This window comes from Paenarthrobacter nitroguajacolicus (assembly GCF_031455195.1).
Taxonomy (GTDB): Bacteria; Actinomycetota; Actinomycetes; order Actinomycetales; family Micrococcaceae; genus Arthrobacter; species Arthrobacter nitroguajacolicus_D.
This window is the reverse complement of the sequence record NZ_JAVDSH010000002.1, coordinates 537,622-558,178: the sequence shown is the minus strand read 5'-3', so window position 1 is coordinate 558,178 and position 20,557 is coordinate 537,622. Positions and strand designations below refer to the sequence as shown.

The 20,557-nt window shown below is 63.6% G+C and carries 14 protein-coding genes; 8 read left to right on the top strand and 6 right to left on the bottom strand.

Features of this window, described 5'->3' with window-relative positions:
* Positions 1 to 16: 16 nt before the first annotated feature.
* Positions 17 to 895: an SDR family oxidoreductase gene (locus J2Y68_RS06265; RefSeq protein WP_309991111.1), complete on the bottom strand. Its 879-nt coding sequence runs from the start codon at positions 893 to 895 to the stop codon at positions 17 to 19.
* A 211-nt stretch (positions 896 to 1,106) separates the two neighbouring features.
* Between J2Y68_RS06265 and J2Y68_RS06260 the strand changes: the two genes are divergently transcribed.
* The 3 genes from J2Y68_RS06260 (at position 1,107) to J2Y68_RS06250 (ending at position 4,681) form a co-directional block, all read left to right on the top strand.
* Positions 1,107 to 2,690, top strand: coding sequence for an acyl-CoA carboxylase subunit beta (locus tag J2Y68_RS06260; RefSeq protein ID WP_309991109.1), 1,584 nt, complete (start codon positions 1,107 to 1,109; stop codon positions 2,688 to 2,690).
* Positions 2,687 to 2,932: an acyl-CoA carboxylase subunit epsilon gene (locus tag J2Y68_RS06255; protein WP_257368562.1), complete on the top strand. Its 246-nt coding sequence runs from the start codon at positions 2,687 to 2,689 to the stop codon at positions 2,930 to 2,932. The genes J2Y68_RS06260 and J2Y68_RS06255 overlap by 4 nt, the downstream gene beginning before the upstream one ends.
* 66 nt (positions 2,933 to 2,998) lie before the next feature.
* Positions 2,999 to 4,681, top strand: a complete 1,683-nt coding sequence (locus J2Y68_RS06250; RefSeq protein ID WP_309991108.1) for a DUF885 domain-containing protein — start codon at positions 2,999 to 3,001, stop codon at positions 4,679 to 4,681.
* Positions 4,682 to 5,077: 396 nt separating this feature from the next.
* Here J2Y68_RS06250 and J2Y68_RS06245 read toward each other — a convergent pair whose 3' ends face one another.
* From J2Y68_RS06245 to J2Y68_RS06230, 5 genes are all read right to left on the bottom strand, one after another.
* A complete protein-coding gene (locus tag J2Y68_RS06245) occupies positions 5,078 to 5,386 on the bottom strand; it encodes a DUF6966 domain-containing protein (RefSeq protein ID WP_309991106.1) in 309 nt (102 codons plus the stop codon).
* A gap of 1,353 nt (positions 5,387 to 6,739) precedes the next feature.
* Positions 6,740 to 7,330, bottom strand: coding sequence for an RNA 2'-phosphotransferase (locus J2Y68_RS22025; protein WP_397334652.1), 591 nt, complete (start codon positions 7,328 to 7,330; stop codon positions 6,740 to 6,742).
* A 128-nt stretch (positions 7,331 to 7,458) separates the two neighbouring features.
* Positions 7,459 to 7,794, bottom strand: coding sequence for a hypothetical protein (locus J2Y68_RS06240; RefSeq protein WP_309991104.1), 336 nt, complete (start codon positions 7,792 to 7,794; stop codon positions 7,459 to 7,461).
* A 21-nt stretch (positions 7,795 to 7,815) separates the two neighbouring features.
* Positions 7,816 to 13,533 (bottom strand): DUF6531 domain-containing protein, encoded by a 5,718-nt coding sequence (locus J2Y68_RS06235; protein WP_309991101.1) that lies wholly within the window; start codon positions 13,531 to 13,533, stop codon positions 7,816 to 7,818.
* A 168-nt stretch (positions 13,534 to 13,701) separates the two neighbouring features.
* On the bottom strand, positions 13,702 to 13,983 hold the full coding sequence (locus J2Y68_RS06230; protein ID WP_026547649.1) for a hypothetical protein: 282 nt from the start codon (positions 13,981 to 13,983) through the stop codon (positions 13,702 to 13,704).
* A 255-nt stretch (positions 13,984 to 14,238) separates the two neighbouring features.
* Here J2Y68_RS06230 and J2Y68_RS06225 point away from each other — a divergent pair, with 255 nt between their 5' ends.
* From J2Y68_RS06225 to J2Y68_RS06205, 5 genes are all read left to right on the top strand, one after another.
* Positions 14,239 to 15,672 (top strand): dicarboxylate/amino acid:cation symporter, encoded by a 1,434-nt coding sequence (locus J2Y68_RS06225; protein ID WP_257368564.1) that lies wholly within the window; start codon positions 14,239 to 14,241, stop codon positions 15,670 to 15,672.
* Between the two features lie 93 nt (positions 15,673 to 15,765).
* Positions 15,766 to 16,245: a YbjQ family protein gene (locus J2Y68_RS06220; RefSeq protein ID WP_309991095.1), complete on the top strand. Its 480-nt coding sequence runs from the start codon at positions 15,766 to 15,768 to the stop codon at positions 16,243 to 16,245.
* Between the two features lie 153 nt (positions 16,246 to 16,398).
* Entirely contained in the window at positions 16,399 to 17,127 is a 729-nt protein-coding gene (locus tag J2Y68_RS06215) for a TetR family transcriptional regulator (RefSeq protein WP_309991092.1), read from the top strand.
* A gap of 1 nt (position 17,128) precedes the next feature.
* Positions 17,129 to 19,654: an MMPL family transporter gene (locus J2Y68_RS06210; protein WP_309991089.1), complete on the top strand. Its 2,526-nt coding sequence runs from the start codon at positions 17,129 to 17,131 to the stop codon at positions 19,652 to 19,654.
* Between the two features lie 151 nt (positions 19,655 to 19,805).
* Positions 19,806 to 20,477, top strand: coding sequence for a Maf family protein (locus J2Y68_RS06205; protein WP_309991086.1), 672 nt, complete (start codon positions 19,806 to 19,808; stop codon positions 20,475 to 20,477).
* Positions 20,478 to 20,557: the final 80 nt, after the last annotated feature.

Genomic DNA, 20,557 nt, shown 5'->3' with positions numbered 1-20,557 from the left:
GCGTCTGGGAATCCGCCTAGAGAAATATGTCCGGCACCAGTCGGTCTTCGGGCGCGCCGAGGCTGTACGGCGTAAAGTCCGACACGCCGGCGGCACGCAGCACCTGTTCGTCCGTGAAGAAATTACCCGTGGCGCCCGAACCTGTGAGTACGGCGTGAGCGGCGTCGGCCATGATCTCCGGACCCCGCGCCGCCTGCACGATTTGCTGGCCGCCGGGCATGTTCCGGATCGCGGCTGTGTCAATGAGGGTGCAAGGCCAGAGCGAGTTGACCGAAACGCCGTCGTTCTTCAACTCTTCGGCGAGACCGAGGGTGGTGAGGCTCATCCCGTACTTCGCCATCGTGTAGGCCAAGTGCATCCCTGCCCACTTGGGGTCCAGGTTGAGGGGCGGGGACAACGTGAGGATGTGGCCGTGCGCGGACTCCCTCAATGCCGGCAACGCCAGTTTGGAGAGCAGGAATGTGCCACGGACGTTGATGTCCTGCATGAGGTCGTAGCGCTTCATGTCTACGGCGTCGGTTTTGGACAGGTCGATTGCCGAGGCGTTGTTAACAACGACGTCGATCCCTCCGAAACGCTCGACGGCGGCGGCGACCGCTGCGGCAACATCGTCATCGTTGCGGACGTCCCCGACCAGCGGCAGCGCCTGCCCACCCGCGGCGACCAGTTGTTCCGCGGCGGTGAATACTGTCCCTTCAAGTTTGGGGTGCGGGTCGCCCGTCTTTGCCATGAGCACAATGTTGGCGCCATCGCGGGCTGCACGGGTGGCAATGGCCAGTCCGATGCCGCGGCTTCCACCGGACATCAGGATGGTCTTGCCCTTAAGCGATCCGGTAGCCACGTAGGGAGTCTCTGCCTGCGGGAGGGCGCGGGAAGCGTCATTGCTTGAAGTCATGGGGACACTCTAACCCAAGTATGTTACTCGCGGGTAACATAGTGTTGCCTTTGGCTTGGACGCGGAAAATTGTAGGGTTTCTACAGCGGTTCGCGGCAAAGGCGTCACTAGACTGGCCTGCGGGGCCTGTTCTTTGTACGGAAGCTACTTAAGCTTTGCGCCAACACCGAACTGCGCCAGCGAAAATCAGCTACAGAGCCGGAGACACTTGATGAGCCACGATCTGACAACGACAGCGGGAAAGATTGCCGACTTCCGCGACCGCCAGGCACGTGCCGAGCAACCCTCCGGCCCGGAAGCGGTTGAGAAGCAGCACGCACGCGGCAAGAACACCGCCCGCGAACGCATCGACCTCCTGCTTGACCCTGAATCGTTCGTCGAGTTCGACGCCCTCGCAGTGCACCGCTCCACCGCGTTTGGCATGGAAAAGAAGAAGCCCCTGGGTGACGGCGTTGTCTCCGGCTACGGCACCGTGGACGGCCGCCTCGTCGCCATTTACAGCCAGGACTTCAGTGTTTACGGCGGCTCGCTGAGCCAGGTCAACGGCGAGAAGATCGTCAAGGTCCAGGAATTTGCCCTCCGCAACGGCTGCCCGGTTGTGGGCATCAACGACGGCGGCGGCGCGCGTATCCAGGAAGGCGTCGCCTCGCTGGCCATGTTTGCGGACATCTTCCGCAACAACGTCCACGCTTCCGGCGTGGTCCCCCAGATTTCCCTCATCATGGGCCCGTGCGCCGGCGGCGCCGCGTACTCCCCCGCGCTGACCGACTATGTGGTCATGGTGGACAAAACATCCCACATGTTCATCACCGGACCCGACGTCATCAAGACCGTCACGGGTGAGGACGTAGACATGGAAACCCTCGGCGGCGCGCGGCAGCACAACGCCACCACCGGCACCTCCACTTATCTTGCTTCCGACGAAGCAGACGCCATTGAGTTCGTCCGCGAACTCCTTGACTTCCTGCCGTCCAACAACCTGTCCGAGGCCCCCGTTGTGGAGCACGACCAGGAACTGGAAGTCGACGACGACGACCTCGCCCTGGATGGGTTGATCCCCGACTCCGCCAACCAGCCTTATGACATGCGCAAGGTCATCGAGCAGATCGTGGATGACGCCCACTTCCTGGAGATGCAGTCCCTCTACGCCCCCAACGTGATGATCGGTTACGGCCGCGTTGAGGGACACACCGTGGGCATCGTGGCCAACCAGCCCATGCAGTTCGCGGGAACCCTGGACATATCCGCCTCGGAAAAGGCTGCCCGCTTTGTCCGCCACTGCGATGCATTCAACATCCCCATCATCACCCTGGTGGACGTCCCCGGCTTCCTGCCCGGCAAGGACCAGGAGTTCCAGGGCATCATCCGCCGCGGCGCCAAGCTCCTTTACGCCTACGCCGAGGCAACTGTCCCCAAGCTCACCGTCATCACCCGCAAGGCTTACGGGGGCGCGTACATCGTGATGGGCTCCAAGAAGCTCGGCGCAGACCTGAATCTCGCCTGGCCCACCGCCCAGATCGGCGTCATGGGAGCCCAGGGTGCGGTGAACATCCTGTACCGCCGCGATCTCGCTGCGGTGGCCGAAGCCGGCGGTGATGTCGAGGCCAAGCGGGCCGAGATCATCCAGGGCTACGAGGAAGAACTCCTCAACCCCTACCAGGCCGCTGAACTGGGTTACGTTGATGCCGTGATCGCTCCCTCGGATACCCGCGTGCAGATCATTCGCGGCCTGCGCGCCCTTCGCGACAAGCGTGCCAGCCTGCCCACCAAGAAGCACGGAAACATCCCGCTGTGAGCACGCCGAAGCACCGCGCCGATACGGCTCCCGATCAAGAACCGGCCACCCCGCTGTTCTCGGTGGTCAAGGGCGAACCGACGGCCGAAGAGCTCGCGGCGATTGCCGCCGTCGTGGTTTCCCTTGGGACACCGCAGGAAGCGGCCCCAACCAAGCCGAACGTCCGTCACTGGGTCCGTCGCCAACAACTGCGCCTGGATCCCAGCCCGGGTCCGGGTGCATGGAAGCGCAGCCGCGGCTAATTTTCCCGCTCGTAGAAAAGTTCAACAACCCTTTCACGTAAGCGGCGTCGCGGATAGGCTCTGTGGGTGACTACTGCAAACACCCCCGTACGCCCGAAGTCCGCCATCGATGCCGTCGCTGACGCGTACACAGAAAAGCTGATCGAACTCAATCCCAGCTTCGCCACCACACTTGGACTGCCGGGACACGAAACCGAATACCAGGACTATTCGCCCGCCGGTGCCGAGGCTCATGCGGAGGCCACACGGTTGGCATTGGACGCCCTGGCCGGCCTTGAGCCTTCGGATGACGTGGACGCCGTCACCCTGGATGCCATGCGCGAGCGGCTCGGACTGGAGCTGGAGATCCACGAGTCGGGTTGGGACGCCGCCGACCTCAACAACATCGCCTCACCGGCCCAGGACATTCGTGCGATCTTCGACCTCATGCCCACGGACACGGTGGAACAGTGGGAGCACATCGCCGGCCGTGCAGCGAATGTTCCCGGGGCGATTGAGGGGTACATCGTTTCCCTCCGGACCGCCGCTGACGCCGGAAAAGTAGCCGCCGCCCGCCAAGTCCGGATTGTCATCGAGCAGACCGGCCGATACGCAGCCGAGGACGGATTCTTCGCCAAGATGGCTTCATCGGCCGCCCTTAATGGCCAGCCGCTGCCCGCCGATGTTCAGGACAGGCTCGACGCGGGGACTGCAGCCGCGCGTTCTGCGTACAGCGCCCTGGGCGATTTTCTTCGGGACGAGCTCCTCCCCCTTGCACCGGAGAAGGACGCGGTCGGGCGCGAACGCTACGCGCTGGCCTCGCGTTCATTCGTTGGCGCACAAATCGATCTGGAAGAGACGTACTCCTGGGGCGTTCAGGAGCTCGAGAGGCTTATCGGCGAGCAGGAAAAGGTCGCGGCGCAGATCAAGCCCGGCGCATCCATTGAAGAAGCCAAGGCCATCCTCAACAGCGACCCCGCGCGCCAGATCAAGGGCACCGACGCACTCAAAGCGTGGATGCAGGAACTCTCCGACCGTGCCGTGTCCGAGCTCGCCGACGTCCACTTCGATATTCCCGACGTCATGAAAACCCTCGAGTGCATGATCGCCCCTACCGACGAGGGTGGCATCTACTACACCGGCCCCTCCGACGACTTCTCCCGGCCCGGACGTATGTGGTGGTCAGTGCCGGCAGGCGAAGACACCTTCACCACGTGGTCCGAAACCACCACCGTTTTCCACGAAGGGGTGCCCGGCCACCACCTCCAGGTCGCCACGGCAACTTACCGCCGTGAGCTCCTGAACAACTGGCGGCGGAACGTCTGCTGGGTCTCCGGCCACGGCGAAGGCTGGGCGCTCTACGCCGAGCAGCTCATGCTGGAACTTGGCTACCTCAAAGACCCGGGTGACCACATGGGCATGCTCGATGGCCAGCGGATGCGGGCAGCCCGCGTGGTGTTCGATATCGGTGTGCACTTGGAACTGCCCGTCCCTGAACGCTGGGGCACCGGCACCTGGACACCCGAAAAAGGCTTCGACTTCCTCAAAGCCAACCTCGATATCAGCGAAGGCCAGCTTCAGTTCGAATTTACCCGCTACCTGGGCTGGCCGGGACAAGCTCCGTCGTACAAGGTGGGGCAGCGCCTGTGGGAACAGATCCGTGCCGAGCTGGAGGGGCGCGACGGCTTTGACCTGAAGTCCTTCCACAGCAAGGCACTGAACATCGGCTCAGTTGGTTTGGACGTGCTGCGGCGGGCGTTGCTGGGCTGATCTGCTTGAGACCCCCCGGCCAGAGGCCGGGGGGTCTGGGTGTGCCGCAACGGTGGTTCAGTCAAACTCTATGGATCAGGTTTGAGCCAGGGAAACCCTCATCGAGGTGTTTCATTCGCTGCGCCTTGCTCAAACTCAATCAAGTCTTCGCACCATAGCCCGCATCAATGTCCCAGCAAGCAATATCGTCGGAATCCACCCGCCGTACGAACGGAACGAGTATACGAGAGGGATACCGCTCTCTTAATCCCACCGCTCGCTGTGTCAGTAAATGATCATGAAGTATTCGCCAAGGTTCGAGATTGGTGAGATTTAGCTCAACAAGATTTCTGTAGAAGCTGGGATTTTCAAAATTACTCGATAAATAGTGATGCGAAAGAATAGCGTCCACTAAAGTCACCCAGAACGACCAGTAGCGACGACATCAATCGCCACCGCACGGAGTCCACGCAGCAACTTCGTAAGTTGGTTGTTGACTTCGCCCTCGGCTTTGCCATCAACCATGATCACGAGGTCGTTCAAACTGCCCATGCCGCGGAAAGTGCTCAGAATGTCCCTCGCAATATCTTTCCGGACGTCGGGAGAATTCTCCGCTGCACGGAGTTCCCACAGCATCCCCTCGAAGAATCGGGCTTCGGGCTCATAGGAGAATTGGCGCATAAGTGCTGCCAGTTCTTCGGTGACCGGCTCCAATCGTGACGTCATTTGAGGCTCCAAGAATCAGGAACAGTCACGTCCTCGAGAGTCCACGGCTGCTCAATCATTATCCGACGCCCTCAGACAAGTCGGTCGTTCCGCAGGTCTTTGCAGTTACCGACTTGGGCACCCGCCGTCAAAACCATCTGTCCCGTAAGCCGCTGCCCTTAGACGAAGCCCAAGTTTACGGGAACCCAGCCGCGACGATTAGCGCGGTCGGATACTCAACCCAATCTCCGTGTCTGCCCTCTCGATACAGTCGGTCCGCAGTTCGCTGGCACTCCTGCAAGTCGTTCCATGGCCCGCGCGGATCCACTCCAACAACCCCTGCCAATTCCTTTGCTGACACAACGCTTGGGCGTCCGAGGTCTTTCATCACCTCATACATATGATCCCCCCGGACGAATAGCCCCTTGCGATCTGGGACAGCTACCAAACGCAGATATGTGTTTCCATCGATGTTCATCATCGTCCCTACCGCAGATCCCACAGTGGTTGCAGATCCTGACTATAGCCAGGGTATCCAGCTACCTGTGCCTGCTCCATGTCGTAGTAATTGCTGGCGGGCAAAGCGCCCGGACATTTCAGGGCAGGGCTCGACGCCCCAAAGCACAACTTGCGCTACACCGCGTATCCGCCCCTGCCCGTGGGGTCCGTGATAACCACCCTGCGGCCGGGAAGGTCGCGTTCGACGTCGCCGATCAGGGCACCGTCCACCGACGTGGACGCTTCCCGCCCCGCAGCGTCCTAGCTCCAGTAGTCGTGTGCCCGCCAGTGTCCGTCTGGGAGAGCTGCCACCCGCCGGGTCATACGTGGCGGTAGTGACACGCCTAAAACACCGCAGAGGTGTACAAGCCGCGACAACCCCGTCAGAAAGTGCAGATCGCTAAACCGTAAACTGCCCACCGGGATGAAACCGCTCACCTCATTCGGCCCTTTGGACTGAATAGACACTGGGAGTTATGCGGAAGAACTGATACAGGTCCCACATCGCGTGCTCTGTCGCTCCGACCTGTAACAAGAACCGTCGACCCGGCGTAATTTCTGCCGCCACGGCATCCCGGTTCGACTCCGAGATACCCTTGGTCATCGTCAGGGTCCCGCAATCAGAGGTAAGGATCTGCACCCGCGACCACGTCCCGCCCCCTGAAGCGAGGCCACCTTTCGCGCCCGTGACCGTACATTCAATCGCAACATGGTGAGTCTCGTCATACGCAAGAGTAACTATAGGAACAACCAAGAGCCCTACAGTTACCAACAGGAGTCCGCATCCAAGGGCCAACAGAAACAAGCGATCCTTCCGCAATTGCTTCCCCGACTTCCCAGACGCATGTCTGGAAATGTCCCACTCAGGCGTTGCGGTCATGTCCCCTTCTTTAGGTACATATCGTATTCATTGGCGATTAGCCCTACTGCGGCAGCTGGTATCGGGTCAGCCAACCAAATTGCTGAATCGGCCCTATAGAAGACGACCCCAAGCGATTGGGCAACGTCTGTGGCAATCGTGAGGACAACGGGATGCTTGTCCTTCCTCTTACCAACGGCTGTGGCCTGTTCGACTGTTTCTGCCAGATGAACATATTGCCGTTGCATAGGTAAGATTCCTGACGCTTCTATCAGAGGAACACTGGCGGGAGCCGTCCCATGGAAAAGCACCGGCGGCGGCTGACTCGGCTTGTGCGATGCGGCCACGGGAACAGAGTGGCCATGCAGTGCTCTTATCCGGCCATCTACCATCTGGTGACGCTTCTTCTCTGCGGTTTCCAGCACCTCATTAAGTGTCTTCTCGTCTACAGATTCCCATCTATGTCCTAGCCCACGCATAGCACCAAGTAGCTCGCTTACCGACACCCACCCTTCCCTATCCAGCACCAAGGAATACTCCCCCGGTGCATGACGGAGCGCATGGGACAATACTCGGCTGATTTCTGAAGGGCTTGGTCGACAGTTCATCTTTCCTCACGGGTCCACAATTGCAGTAACTATGTCCGCCGGCCCTCGGTTGGATCCTACCGATCATAGGGTCGGGTTTGGTTGGCTCACCTGTTACACGGGCAGGCTATCTATTGTGAATTGGCAGTTCAATCGAATTCAATAAAGTCCCGTATTGCCGCGATCAACCATTCCTCCATTGAAGCGTATTCCGTTGCCGAGTGACGTACAGCCGCCCCAGTAGCGTCCCTCAACACGTCGTAGTCATCGACAACTACGACGTGTTGGCCCGTCCAGCAGGCCACATCATCATTGTCGGTCCTCCGTGCTATGGGAACCAGGCTCCATCCCGGAAAAACCCTCTCAAGGTGCTGCATACGCTGCACCTGCTCTGCCCCGCGTAAAAGTTCCCACGGTTCCAGATCGACCATCCCACACTCAATCATCCGATCATAGAGAGCAGGCAGCACAACATTCTTCGTCAATGGTTTTCCTCCCAATTGTCATCAATCCCCGGCCCACCCTATGAACGGTGACCCGTGCGGGTAGGTTCTACGGAAAGCCGCGCCTTGTTTTCCAATCCTGTTTTCAATGGCTTCACCCCAGGTCTCTGCGAGTTGACCTTTGTTCGGCCCCCGCGCGGCCGTGAAACGTTCCCTTACAGCCGGGTCCTCGATGATGTCCGTATAGTGATGCACATTAGCTAGCACCGGATTGTCCGTGTAGCCGGCGGCAAGTACCCGCCTGTTGTCAAGGGTTGTATAGAGACCATCATTCATCACTACAACGTCTGCAGGGTCAAAGCCAGACCAGCCGCGGGCAGCCATGGTGTCGATGCGCGACTGCAGGTCGGTGACACTTCGTTGACTGAAACGTACTTCGGACGCATTGAGCACCGTAGGGCTAGGCAAAAGATCGCCGAGCCGGGTCGTTGCCGAAGCCGGTAGGTCGACTCTGCTGGCGGCTCCGCCGATGGGGAGTGCACCTGTTCCACCGCCGAGGGCCGTTGCGCCCAGGAGGCCCGTTGGGGTGTGGGGTCCTGGTCCGGTGAGGTAGCCCCCAGCTCCGCTGATCGCCCCTTCGACGCCGTTCTCGACGGCCATCCGGGCCACGGGGTTGTTAACGAGTTTGCCCGCCATCATCCCGACTCCGCCGCCGATCATGCCGAGGCCGCCGGAGATAGCTGCTTGGCCCCAGTTGACTTCGCCGGTGGTTGCTTTTTGGATGACGACGTCGGCGCCGAAGCTCATCAATCCCATGCCCGCGACTTGGCCGCCGGGGACGAACATCAACACGGCCCCGCCCACCACAGCAGCGCCGCCGACGACGTATTCCCAGTTGTTGCCGAGCCAGTCTCCTGCTGCGGCGAGGGCGCCGCGGGAGGAGCCGTCGTAGGCTTTCAGGTCGGCGTCGGTCAGGGGTCGCAGGCCGGTGGGGTCGGTGGTGTTGAGGGGGTTGTTCCCGGCGTAGGAGTAGGGGTTGCCGTCCCAGCCCGCGCCGAGGACAGGGGCGAGAGGGTCGGTGGAAAGGAAGCCCCGGGTAGCCGGGTCGTAGGCCCTGGCACCAAGCCATTCCAGTCCCGCGATGTCGACACCGCCGCCTGCGGTCAGGGCGATCCCGGCGGGCAACACACCACCCACACCCACCCCGGCACCAGCTCCTGCACCGTTTGTTGTGGTGGCGCCCGGGGCGGGGGTGGTGGGGGTGCCGAGGACGGCCCAGGGGTCGTGTTGGTCGGTGGGGCGGGCGGCACGCCAGCCCGGCGCGGTCCACGCGTCGCCGGTGCCGGAGACTCCGCCGGGCAGGGACAGCACCTGGGTCGTCTCTATACCGGCGAGGGTCGGGACGGGTGCGGCGGTGTCCCACCACAACAACGTCCCGTCCACGGTGGCGAGTTCACCGAGCGCGTCCACGTGGAGCCGGTGCCGGGACACCTCTGCCCCGTCCCGATCCTTCTCGATGGTCCCGGTGAGGTACCCGGTGGGGCCCCAGGCGTATTCGGTCCAGGACCCGTCCGCCCCGATCACCCGGACCCGGCGTCCCAACCCGTCATACACATACTCGGTCCGGGCACCATCAGGTTCCGTGAGAGTAAGAAGCTGCCCTGCGGCGTCATAGGCGAAGGTGCGCGCCCCGGCCGGGGTGGTTTCGCGGAGCAGCCGCCCACCGGCGTCGTACTCCCACCCCAACACCGAAGGCGAGGCCTCCGAGTCAGTCACGGTGCTGGTGGTGGTGGCGGAGGTCAGTTGCCCGGCGGTGTCGTACCCGTACCGGGTCACTGCCCCGTTCCGGGTCAGGGCGGTGATCCGCCCGCTCCCGGGCTCGCGGCCGATCAGGGTCACATCCGCTGTGCCCGGGTCATCGGTGTGGGTGCGGGTGTGCTCTGCAAGGGCCCCGTCCCGGTACGACCATTCCTGGGTGTATTGGCCGGCGGTCGCGGAGGTGATCCGTCCGGAGGGGTCGTGGGTGAAGGCGGCGTCCCCGAGCGACGGGTTGGAGACCTTCACAACCCGGCCTGCGGGGTCGCGGGTGTAACGGGTGGTGCCGGCCGCGGTGGTGAATCCGGTGCGGTTCCCGTCGGCGTCGTACTCCCACAACAGTGTCCGGTTCCCGTTGGACTTTCGGGTGAGGAGGCCGCGCCGGTCAAAGCACAACTCGTGCTCCACCGCGTACCCGGCCCCGGCTGTGTGGTCGGTGATGACCGCCCTGCGGCCGGGAAGGTCACGTTCGATAGCGGCGATCAGTGCACCGTCCACCGACGTCGACGCTTCCCGGCCGGCGGTGTCGTAGGTCCAGGTGGTGGTGTGCCCGTCCGGGTCCGTCTGGGACAACTGCCGGCCCGCCGGATCATACGTCGCGGTCGTAACCCGCCCGAGCGGGTCCGTGACACTATCGACCTGGTCCGTGGCCGTATACGTCCGGGTGGTCACCCCACCCACAGGGTCGGTGATGCGGGTGAGGCGGCCGCGGGTGTCGTACTCGAACCGGGTCCGACCCCCCACCCCGTTGATGGTCCCGGTCAGTTCCCCGGCAAGGTTGTATTCAAAGCGGCGGGTCCCGTACCAGGAATCCTGGGCGAAGCTCAGCCGCCCGACCTTGTCGTACCCGTACCGGGCCGTCCCCTCCCCCGGAGAGTGCTTCGCGGTCAACCTGCCGCACGCGTCGTAGGCGAACGTTTCGACCTCCCCGCCCGGCAGTCTCCTCGCGATGAGGCGCTGATCGGGGTCGTAGGACAGTTCCGTGACCGCCCCGACCGGGTCAATGGACTTCCATGGGCGGCCGCAGTGGTCGTACTCGAACCGGGTCACCGCCCCCGTGGGTGAGGTGATCGAGGTGATCCTCCCCGCCGGGTCACGGCCCAGGACCGTCAACCCGCCCTCACCATCGACCAACTCGACCGGGTTCCCCGCCGCGTCATACGAGACCAGCTCCGCGGAACCGTCCACGGACTCCCTCTTCGTGGGGCGGCCGTACTCATCAAAACTGTACGTGTTCGTAGCGAAGGCGTCGGTCAGGGTCGCGGTGCCGTTGGTCCGGTCGGTGACCGCCCCTGTCCGGACACCGGTCGGATCCACGACGGCGGTGAGGTCCCCGACCGTGTCGTACTCCCGCACCCAATCATGCCCGCCCGGGTCCGTGATCCCGGTGAGCCGGGAGAGGTTGTCGTGGGTGAAGCCCCACTTCGCCCCGTCCGGCAGCACCGCGGCGGTGAGGTTCCCGAGCTCATCAACCACCCGCTCGATACTGCGCCCGAGCGGGTCCGTGGTGCGGGCCAGTTCCCCGTTGGGGGCGTACTCGAACACCGTCCTTCCCCCATCAGGGGCAACCATCGCGGTGATCCGGCCCGCGGTGTCGTGCTCAAAAGCCCACACCGCCCCGTCCGGATCCACCCGGCGCACCAACACCCCGGCAGCGTCATAGGCGAACCGGGTCACGGCCCCCGACGGGGTGAACGCCGTGACCGGCCTGCCCGCCTGGTCCCGCACGATCCTCGCGGTCTCCCCGGCAGCGTTGCGGGTTCCGATGAGGTCCCCGAACGTGTCGTACTCAAAACCAATGCTGACCCCGACCGGGTCCGTCACCTGAGTCAGGAGCCCGTCCCGCCACTGCAGCTCGGTCCGGCCGCCCAGCGGGTCCACCACCACCGACGGGTCCCGGGACAGCTCATCAGCATACTCATACGTCACGGTCGCACCGGTAGCGGCCACCAAAGTGGTGATCCGGTCCCGCTCGTCCCACCCATAGCTCAGGTCCGCGCCTTCCGGGGTCACCGTGCGGATCTTCCGGCCCCGCGCGTCATAGCCATGGACCGTGACCGCACCATCACGCTCGGTCAACGACACCAGATTCCCATGCCCGTCATAAGACATCGACTGGCGCCGGTCCTCAGCATCCAACACCCCCACAAGGCGGCCCTTGGAATCCGCAACCCACGAATTCGACCGGGACCCGTCCTCATCGGAGACCACCGTGACCCGGCCCGGTAAATACGCGAACCTCGTCCGCCGCCCATGCGCCGTGACCTGCAAAACCACACGTCCGTGCTCGTCATACGTGTTTTCGGCCTCGACCACCCCCGCAGCCGAGACCACCGAACCGATGAGGCCCTGCTCGTTCCACCGATACGTGCGGGTGCCGGTCTCCGTACCCACCGTGACCAGGCGGCCCTCGGCGTCGTACCCGTACTGCACCCGGCGCCCGTCCGAGGAACGCACCACACCAACCACACCGTCGACGTAGTCGATCTCCACGAACCGGCCCCGCGCATGCACCAACCGGACAACCACACCCGCCCCACCGTCAACCGCTTCACTGCCTGCAGCCGCACGGGCCTCCGTGCTTTCAGACGCCACAGCCTCTGACGGAATCTGCGCTCCAGGCACCCCGTCACTGCGGTGGGCGGAGATGGTCCGGCCGGGCCCGTTCCCGGTCCCGAGCCACACCCCGCCGGTCGTGTAAGCCCACCAGGTGCCCTGGTTATCGGTCACGACCAACACCTCGGACACACCCGCAGGGATGGAGGTCAGCTCCGCCAGGCGCGGCGCGCCGGCCGGTTCCCGGGTGAGCCAGTAGTTCTCCCCGACCGCGCGGGCCCAGCCGGTCCCCTCGCGGGGGAAGTCCACCGCCCGGCCGTCGGCCATCACCCACCGGCACCGTTCATCGGAGAAGGCCAGTTGCTGGTCCAGGACCGAGGCCCAACCCGGGCCAAACACCCCAACATCCTCCAGGCCGGAGCCGAGGGAGTTATACATCCGGGTCACCGCCAGGTCAGCTCCCGCCCCAGCGAACCCCAAATCGGTTTCGGGTTCAATGAAGTTGCCCGTGGCCGTGTTCACCGGATCGTTCGCATACCCGCTCGTGGGCATCGCCCCCGCCGCGGTGGGCGGGTCAATGACCAACCCGGTCCGGGTCCCGGACACCCCCGCCGCGGCCAACGCCTCACCCACCGCCGCGTCCGACAGGGTCGACACCGCACCCTCACTACCGGCGGCAGCGAACGCGTCCGCGACCACCACCGCCCACGCCGCGTCCGCCTCATTCAACCGCAAATACTCCCGGAACGCCGTCACCACACCAGCGGCGTCGATCCGGCCCCAGGAACACTGCCCCGCGAACGAAGACAACTCCCCCTCCAACGAACCCGGCACCGACACGATCCCCTCATCCAGGCCACGGGACCCTGCCGCGAAGCTCCGCAACGACTCCGGACGGGCCGAAGACGTCCCGCCCCCGTACCCGCCACCCGGGCCCGGGGTTTCCCGCGACCCCGACGACGCAGACGCCGACGGGAACGACGGCGCGTTCCCCGGCTCCATATTCGGCCGGGCCTCCTCACCCCAAATGTTGTCCCAGCCCTCTTCGAACCAGTTCCGGTTGTTATGCCGCCGCACCCACTCGTTGTTCTCCCGACGCCGGGCATCCTCCTCCCGCGCCGCCTCGATCATGGTCCCCACATACCCGGCCACCGTCCGCAACGCCGACGCCAGGGACTCCGCATCCCGGGCCGCCGTGGCCGCGTTCGCGGCGAACACCTCCGAAAAATGCCCCCGGAAATCCTCCCCCGCCGCGGACACCAACGGCGTCCGCGACCCCGAATGCTCCAGAACCCGCGACGCTGCGGACTCAAAAGCACCCTTCACCGACTCCGCAACCCCATACACAAACCGGCCACCATGACCAACACCGGAATCCGGCAACAACGGCATCTCAACGAACTCGGTCACAACCACAGCCCCCCCCACAGAACAAGAACGCGAACAAAACCAACAACCCACACAAACCCGGCACCACACGAGCAGACACCAACAGACAGCGCAACGGCCGGGCAACCACACCACGCATCAACGTGGCACGATCACCCGGCCCTCACACCCGAATCAAGAAACGGGGAATCAGGCCCCGCCACCAGCAGAGAAAATATCCTGCGAAATCTTCTGCAATTGACCCCGCAACTGCTCCAACTCCTCCTTGGCCTTGTCCAACGCAGCCTTCGTCTCCGGCCACGTCGAACCACGGAACTCAGCAGCCAACGGCCCATCCCACACATTCGGATCCGACAAAACACGACCCTGCGCATCCAACGCAGAAATCTGATCCGTAAACCCACCAGTAATAATCGACTGCACCTGACCAATAGCAGCCTTGGCCTGCTCAGTAGACAACACACGCGACATAGAACTTCCCTCCCAATAAGAACAATCGCTTCACAACCAAACCCAAGGCCCGGTAACAGACGCCACCAAACTACCAACCCCAACCAATAAATCCAACAAACTGATAAAAACTTGTGGATAGGTTGGCGTCCCTATCCGCAGTGAGGACTGCCAGCTGAGGCCAACGTCACAGGAGCGGTAGGAATAACTTTTACGCACGTAACATTTCTCAACGTCCGTTCGCTATGTTATTGGCCAGACACCTAACGTGTTCCGGTGAGCACCTCAACCAACACTTCCCCAGCAGCTGGCAAGCCCGGCTTCCGGCTCCCCAAGTGGGCCGGTTCCTTCGGCGTCCAGATCATCGCAGCCCTCATTGTGGGCCTCGTCCTTGGCCTCATCGCCAAGTACACAGGCAGCACCAAGACAGCCCCCAACGGCCTTGGCGCAACCCTCCAGACGATCGGGTCCAGCTACGTCTCGTTGCTGCAGACCGCCGTCGTTCCTTTGATCTTCACCGCTGTGGTGAGCTCGATCGCCAACCTGCGGCAGGTCTCCAACGCTGCCCGTCTGGCCTGGAACACTCTGCTCTGGTTCGCCATCACGTCGCTGGTTTCGGTATTGATCGGCATCGGCCTGGGCGTGCTCCTGCAGCCCGGGGCAGCCACTGGCATTACCCAGAAAGCTGAATACGCTGGCAAGACCGGCGACTGGTGGGCCTTCCTGATCGGCCTTTTCCCCAAGAACTTCCTCGGCCTCGGCGCCAGCTCTACCGTGACCGAAAGCGCCAACGCTGCCACAACGGTCAGCACTTCCGTCAGCTTCAACGTGCTCCAGATCCTTGTGGTCGCCATCGCCGTCGGCATCGCCGCACTCAAGGTAGGCAAGCAGGCTGAGGCATTCCTGACCTTCAACGCTTCCGCACTGGCCGTTATCCAGAAGGTCCTCTGGTGGATCATCCGGATCGCCCCGCTGGGCACCGTGGGCCTGATCGGCAACGCTGTGGCCATCTACGGCTGGGACACCATCGGTTCGCTGGGCAAGTTCACGGCCGCCATCTACATCGGCCTGGCACTGGTGCTCTTTGTGCTGTACCCGATCCTGGTCCGCGTCCACGGATTGTCAGTCAAGCAGTACTTCTCCGGTGTTTGGCCCGCGGTCCAACTGGCGTTCGTCTCCCGCTCCTCGATCGGCACGCTGCCGCTCACGCAGCGCGTCACTGAACGGAACCTGGGCGTCCCCTCCGGCTACGCTTCCTTCGCCGTGCCGCTGGGCGCCACCACCAAGATGGACGGCTGCGCAGCAATTTACCCGGCTATCGCAGCGATCTTTGTGGCGCAGTTCTTCGGCATCAACCTGGACTTCAGCCAGTACCTGTTGATCGTGCTGGTCTCCGTCCTCGGTTCCGCTGCAACGGCCGGCACCACCGGCGCAGTGGTCATGCTCACCCTGACCCTGTCCACGCTGGGACTGCCGCTTGCCGGCGTCGGCCTCCTGCTGGCGATCGATCCCATCCTGGACATGGGCCGTACCGCCGTCAACGTTGCGGGCCAGGCTTTGATCCCCGCCATCGTGGCAAAGCGCCAGGGCATCCTGGACGAGTCGCTCTACAACGCACCCCGCAACGGTGCAGCGTTTGCGGACGAGTACGCTGCCGACAAAGCCGCTGCTGAAGCGGATGAACGGGAACTCGCGGGAACGAAAGCCTAATTCCAGCCCGTGTTAGAACGGCGTAGATCCCCTGGGGAGTTCTCCCCGGGGGATCTCCCTGTTAAAGGGCCCAAAGCTGGATAGGCTCTGAGCATGCTGATCGTCACATCAAATGAAATTCCGGGCCACCGGATCGACGCCGTGTTCGGCGAAGTCATGGGCCTCACTGTCCGTTCACGGGACATCGGTTCGCAGATGCTTGCCGGATTCCGCTCCCTCGGCGGCGGAGAGCTGCCCGAAATGACCAAGGCACTCTACGAAAGCCGCCAGGAAGTCATGGCCCGAATGGTCAACGAAGCGCAGCAACGTGGCGCCAATGCCATCGTCGCCATGCGGTTCGACACCTCCGAAATGGGCACCAACTGGACCGAAGTCTGCGCTTACGGCACCGCCGTCTACGTGCTGCCCCTCGGCGAAGGCGAGCCCGGGGCCACGGGGCAGTCGATCTACCTGACCAATACCGCCGCCCAGCAGCAGTCCGCTCCCCCCGCGCACCCCCAGCAACCTGCGCAGCCCCAGCAACCCGCCCAACCCACGCAACCCGCCCAGCCCACGCCTCCGCAGCAGTTCTGATTCGGAGACTATCCAAAGCCCTTACTGAGTCCCGCTCTCGTTCGTCCAACCCGCCCTCTATGGGCGGGCGAGGCGAACAAGAGCGGGACTCTTCCGTTCCGCTCCAAGAGAGTCAAATTGCGCAGAGTGCAAAGTTGCACTTAGTGTAATTACGTGACCACAACGAGTACCCAGGAGCCGTCCCCGGAGCCGCTCCTTTCCGAGCCGAGCGCGCCCTCCCGGCGCGAGCTCAACAAGGCGGCCACCCGCAGCTCCATCGCGTCCGCCGCCCTGGACCTGTTGCGCAGCAACGGCTCCGGCAATTTCACCGTCGAGGACATCGCCGCCAGCGCAGGGGTTTCCCGGCGAACCTTCTTCAACTATTTCCCCAGCCTCGAAGCGGCCCTGGCATCAGTAGCCGACGGCTTCATGGACCATGCCCTGGAACAGTTCCGCCTGCGTCCCGCAGAGGAATCCATCCTCGAATCCGCGCAGGCCGCCCTCATGGCCCTCGCAGACCCGATGTCCGTGGCACCCATGGCCGAGCTGTTCAGCCTCACCCAAGACAACCGCTCGTTGGCCCGCTCCGAGCTTGAAGCCTGGGAACACTGCACCGGGCAAATCATTGACGCTGCCCGCAGTCGTTTAGGAGAAGGCATCAGCGAGCTGTATTTGCATGCGTTGGCCGGGTCGGTGATCTCCTGCGGCAAGGCGGCCATGACCGTGTGGTTCGTCGAGCGCGGACCCGACCTCTCCGCGGAATCCCTCGCCGTCCTACGGCAGCACCTCATCGATGCGATGGGCCTCCTCGGCGCCGGCTTCGCGCCGCCGTCGGACGCTTCAGCGCCGCAATCGCCGGCATCAGCCGCACCCTCTGTTCCAACCACCAAAGATCGGTTCTGACATGGCTTCGTTTCTCTACCGGCTCGGCAAATTCTCGTACCGGCGCCGCTGGCTGGTGATCTCCATCTGGCTGGCCGTCATGGTGGCAGTGGGCGGTTCAGCCGCAGCTTTCCACGGCACCATGTCCAACAACTTCACCATCCCCGGCACCGAAACCCAGCGGATGGCGGACAAGCTCAAGGAAGCCCTTCCGGATTCGTCGGGCGGCTCCGCCAGCGTAGTTTTCGACGCCGGCGACGCCGGTTTCGACCAGGCCAAGAAGGATGCCGTCGCGGCCGCCCTCGACAAACTGCAGGACATGCCCGACATCCAAGGGACGGTGAACCCGTTCACCACGCAAGAACAGCTGGATTCCGCGGCCAGCCAGATCGCCGACGGTGAAGCCAAGGCGGCGGCAGGCCAGGCCCAGCTGGATGCCTCCCGCGCGCAGCTGGAAGCCGGCGAGGCGCAGCTCGCCGGGGTGGAACAGCAGCTCGCTGCTTCAGGCCTGACACCCGCCCAGATTGAGGCGCAGTTGGCGCCGCAGCGCGCCGAATTTGCTGCGAACAGGGAAAAACTCGACGCCGGAGCCAAGGAAGCTGCCGACGGCGCCACCACCTTGGCCCTCTCGAAGCGGCAGGCTGCTGCCTCGGAGGGGCTCCGGTTCGTCTCCAGCGACAACAAAGCAGCAATCGCCCAGGTCCAGTTCAAGACCTCCATCAACGCAGTGGATCCAGCCGTCCGCAAACAAGTACAGGACATCGTTCACGAGGTCTCCTCCGCAGGCGTCACGGCTTACGCCAGCAAGGAAATCACTGAGGACGTCTCCCAGATCTTTGGCATTGCCGAAATCGTGGGCGTGGCCGTTGCCGCGTTGGTTCTGATCCTTATGCTCGGCACCCTGGTCGCGGCCGGCCTTCCGCTGGTGATGGCTTTGATCGGTGTCGCGGTAGGCGTCGGTGGCACGTTCGCGCTCACCAGCGTGATCGACATGAGCTCCATCTCCCCGATGCTCGCCCTGATGCTGGGCCTTGCGGTGGGTATCGACTACTCACTGTTCATCGTCAACCGCCACCGCGGCCAACTGTTGGCAGGCATGGACGGCGAAGAGTCCGCGGCCCTCGCCACGGGCACCTCCGGCAACGCTGTGTTGTTCGCGGGCCTCACCGTCATCATCGCGCTGGCTGCACTGGTGGTCCCCGGACTTCCCTTCCTCGCAGTCATGGGTGTCGCCGCCGCGGCGACAGTGGCGGTCGCCGTCGTCGTCGCTTTGACCCTGACGCCCGCCATCCTGGCGCTGATCGGCCGCCGGCTCATCTCCAAGCGCGCCTGGGCCAAGGCCGCCAAGCACAATGCCGAACCGGGCCACGAAGCGGCCGACCGCGCCCTCGAAGAGAAGCGCAGCAGCGGTGGCTGGGGCGGCCTTGTTACCCGGCACCCGTGGTTCGCGCTCGTGGCCAGCGTCGTGCTTCTTGGCGCCCTGGCACTACCGGCTTCCCAGTTGCGGCTTGCACTGCCCGACGGCGGGTCCGAACCTGTCGATTCACAGGCGTTCAAGGCCTATGACCTCACCCGCAGCAGCTTCGGCGAAGGCATGACGGGCCCGATCATCGTGGTCGCCGAGTTCCCTGAAGGGCTGAGCGAAAACGACGCCAAGAACAAGCAGTACGATGTCGCCGATAAGCTGCGGGGCGTGGACAACGTGATCGCCGCAGTGCCCGTGGCCCTGAGCGATGACCTCCGAACGGCCGTTTACCAGGTCATCCCGAAGGAAGGCCCCGCCAGCGCCAGCACCGTCCAGGTGGTTTCCGATGTCCGCGCCAAGGGCACGGACATCCGTGAACAGAACGATGTGACCATCGGACTGACCGGCCAGACTGCAGGCAACATCGATGTGTCCGCCAAGCTTGGTGCCGCTTTGCCGCCTTATCTGGCGATCGTTGTGGGCCTCTCGCTGATCCTGCTCCTGCTGGTGTTCCGCTCCATCGTTGTTCCACTGTTGGCTACCGGTGGCTTCCTGCTCTCGCTGGCTGCTGCCTTCGGTGCCGTAGTGGCCGTGTACCAGTGGGGCTGGTTGGGTGGGATCTTCGACGTCGCCAACCCCGGCGCCGTCCTGAGCTTCCTCCCCATCATTTTGATCGGTGTGCTGTTCGGTTTGGCCATGGACTACCAGGTGTTCATCACGTCCGGCATGCGCGAATCGTTCATGCACGGCGAGTCCGCCAAGCACGCAGTACGCTCCGGGTTCAGCCACGCAGCGGCAGTGGTCACCGCCGCAGCCATCATCATGGTCAGCGTGTTCTCCGGCTTCATCTTCAGCCACCTCACCATGGTCCGGCCGCTGGGCTTCGCAATGGCGTTCGGTGTGCTCATCGATGCGTTCGTGGTCCGCATGACCATCGTTCCCGCTGTGATGTATCTTTTGGGCGAGAAGGCCTGGTGGCTGCCCAAGTGGCTCCAGCGGATCCTCCCGGACGTGGACGTCGAAGGCGCCAAGCTCACCCGCAGCGACCGCCCCAAGGCCGGATCCGAGGAACTGGTCCACTAACGCTCTCTCACATCACCGTATAAATACCCCGACGCTCTCTCACTTGCTTCACGCAAGTGAGAGAGCGTCGGGGGTTAAGGGGTGGGACGTGAAGGAGGGTCGGCGGGAAGCAGGCGGAAGGTGAGAGAGCGTTGGTACTAGGCTGGGGACCGTGACCCGATTGATCCTCGCCTCCCAGTCCCCCGCCCGCACCAAGCTGCTCACTGAGGCGGGCATCCAGCATGACGTCCTCGTGTCGGACGTCGATGAGGACGCGGTCCAGGCGAAGTACGGTGTGACAGACGCGCATGACACCGCACTCTTGTTGGCCCGCGCGAAAGCGGAAGCCGTTGCAGCCCTCCCCGAAGCTGAAGGCGCGCTGGTGATCGGGTGCGACTCTGTCTTCGAATTCGACGGCGAGTCCCACGGCAAGCCCTACACCCCGGAGGTTGCCCGGGAGCGGATGCTGCGGATGAGCGGTTCACAGGGAGTACTTCACACAGGGCACTGGCTGGTTGACTGCCGGGATACCGCAGCGGACGCGGACCAGGATGAAGCCGTCGACGAGGCTCCGGACGGCACGGGCGCCACCGTGGGCGCGGTCTCCAGCGCGGAAGTGCACTTCGCGCGGATGTCCGAAAACGAGATCGACGCCTACATCGCCACCGGCGAGCCTCTGCACTGCGCCGGCTCGTTCACCATCGACGGCTTGGGCGGGGCCTTCATCCGCAAGGTCGACGGCGACCCGCACGCCGTCGTCGGGCTTTCCATCTCCACCCTCCGCGACCTGCTGGTCCACGCAAGCGTGGGCATCACGGAGCTTTGGAACCCGACCAACCAGTAGAAGCAGTTTGTAGCAACCCTACAAAGGAACACCGCCTCACACACGGAATCCCCCATCAATATGGGCGGAACCCTCACAAT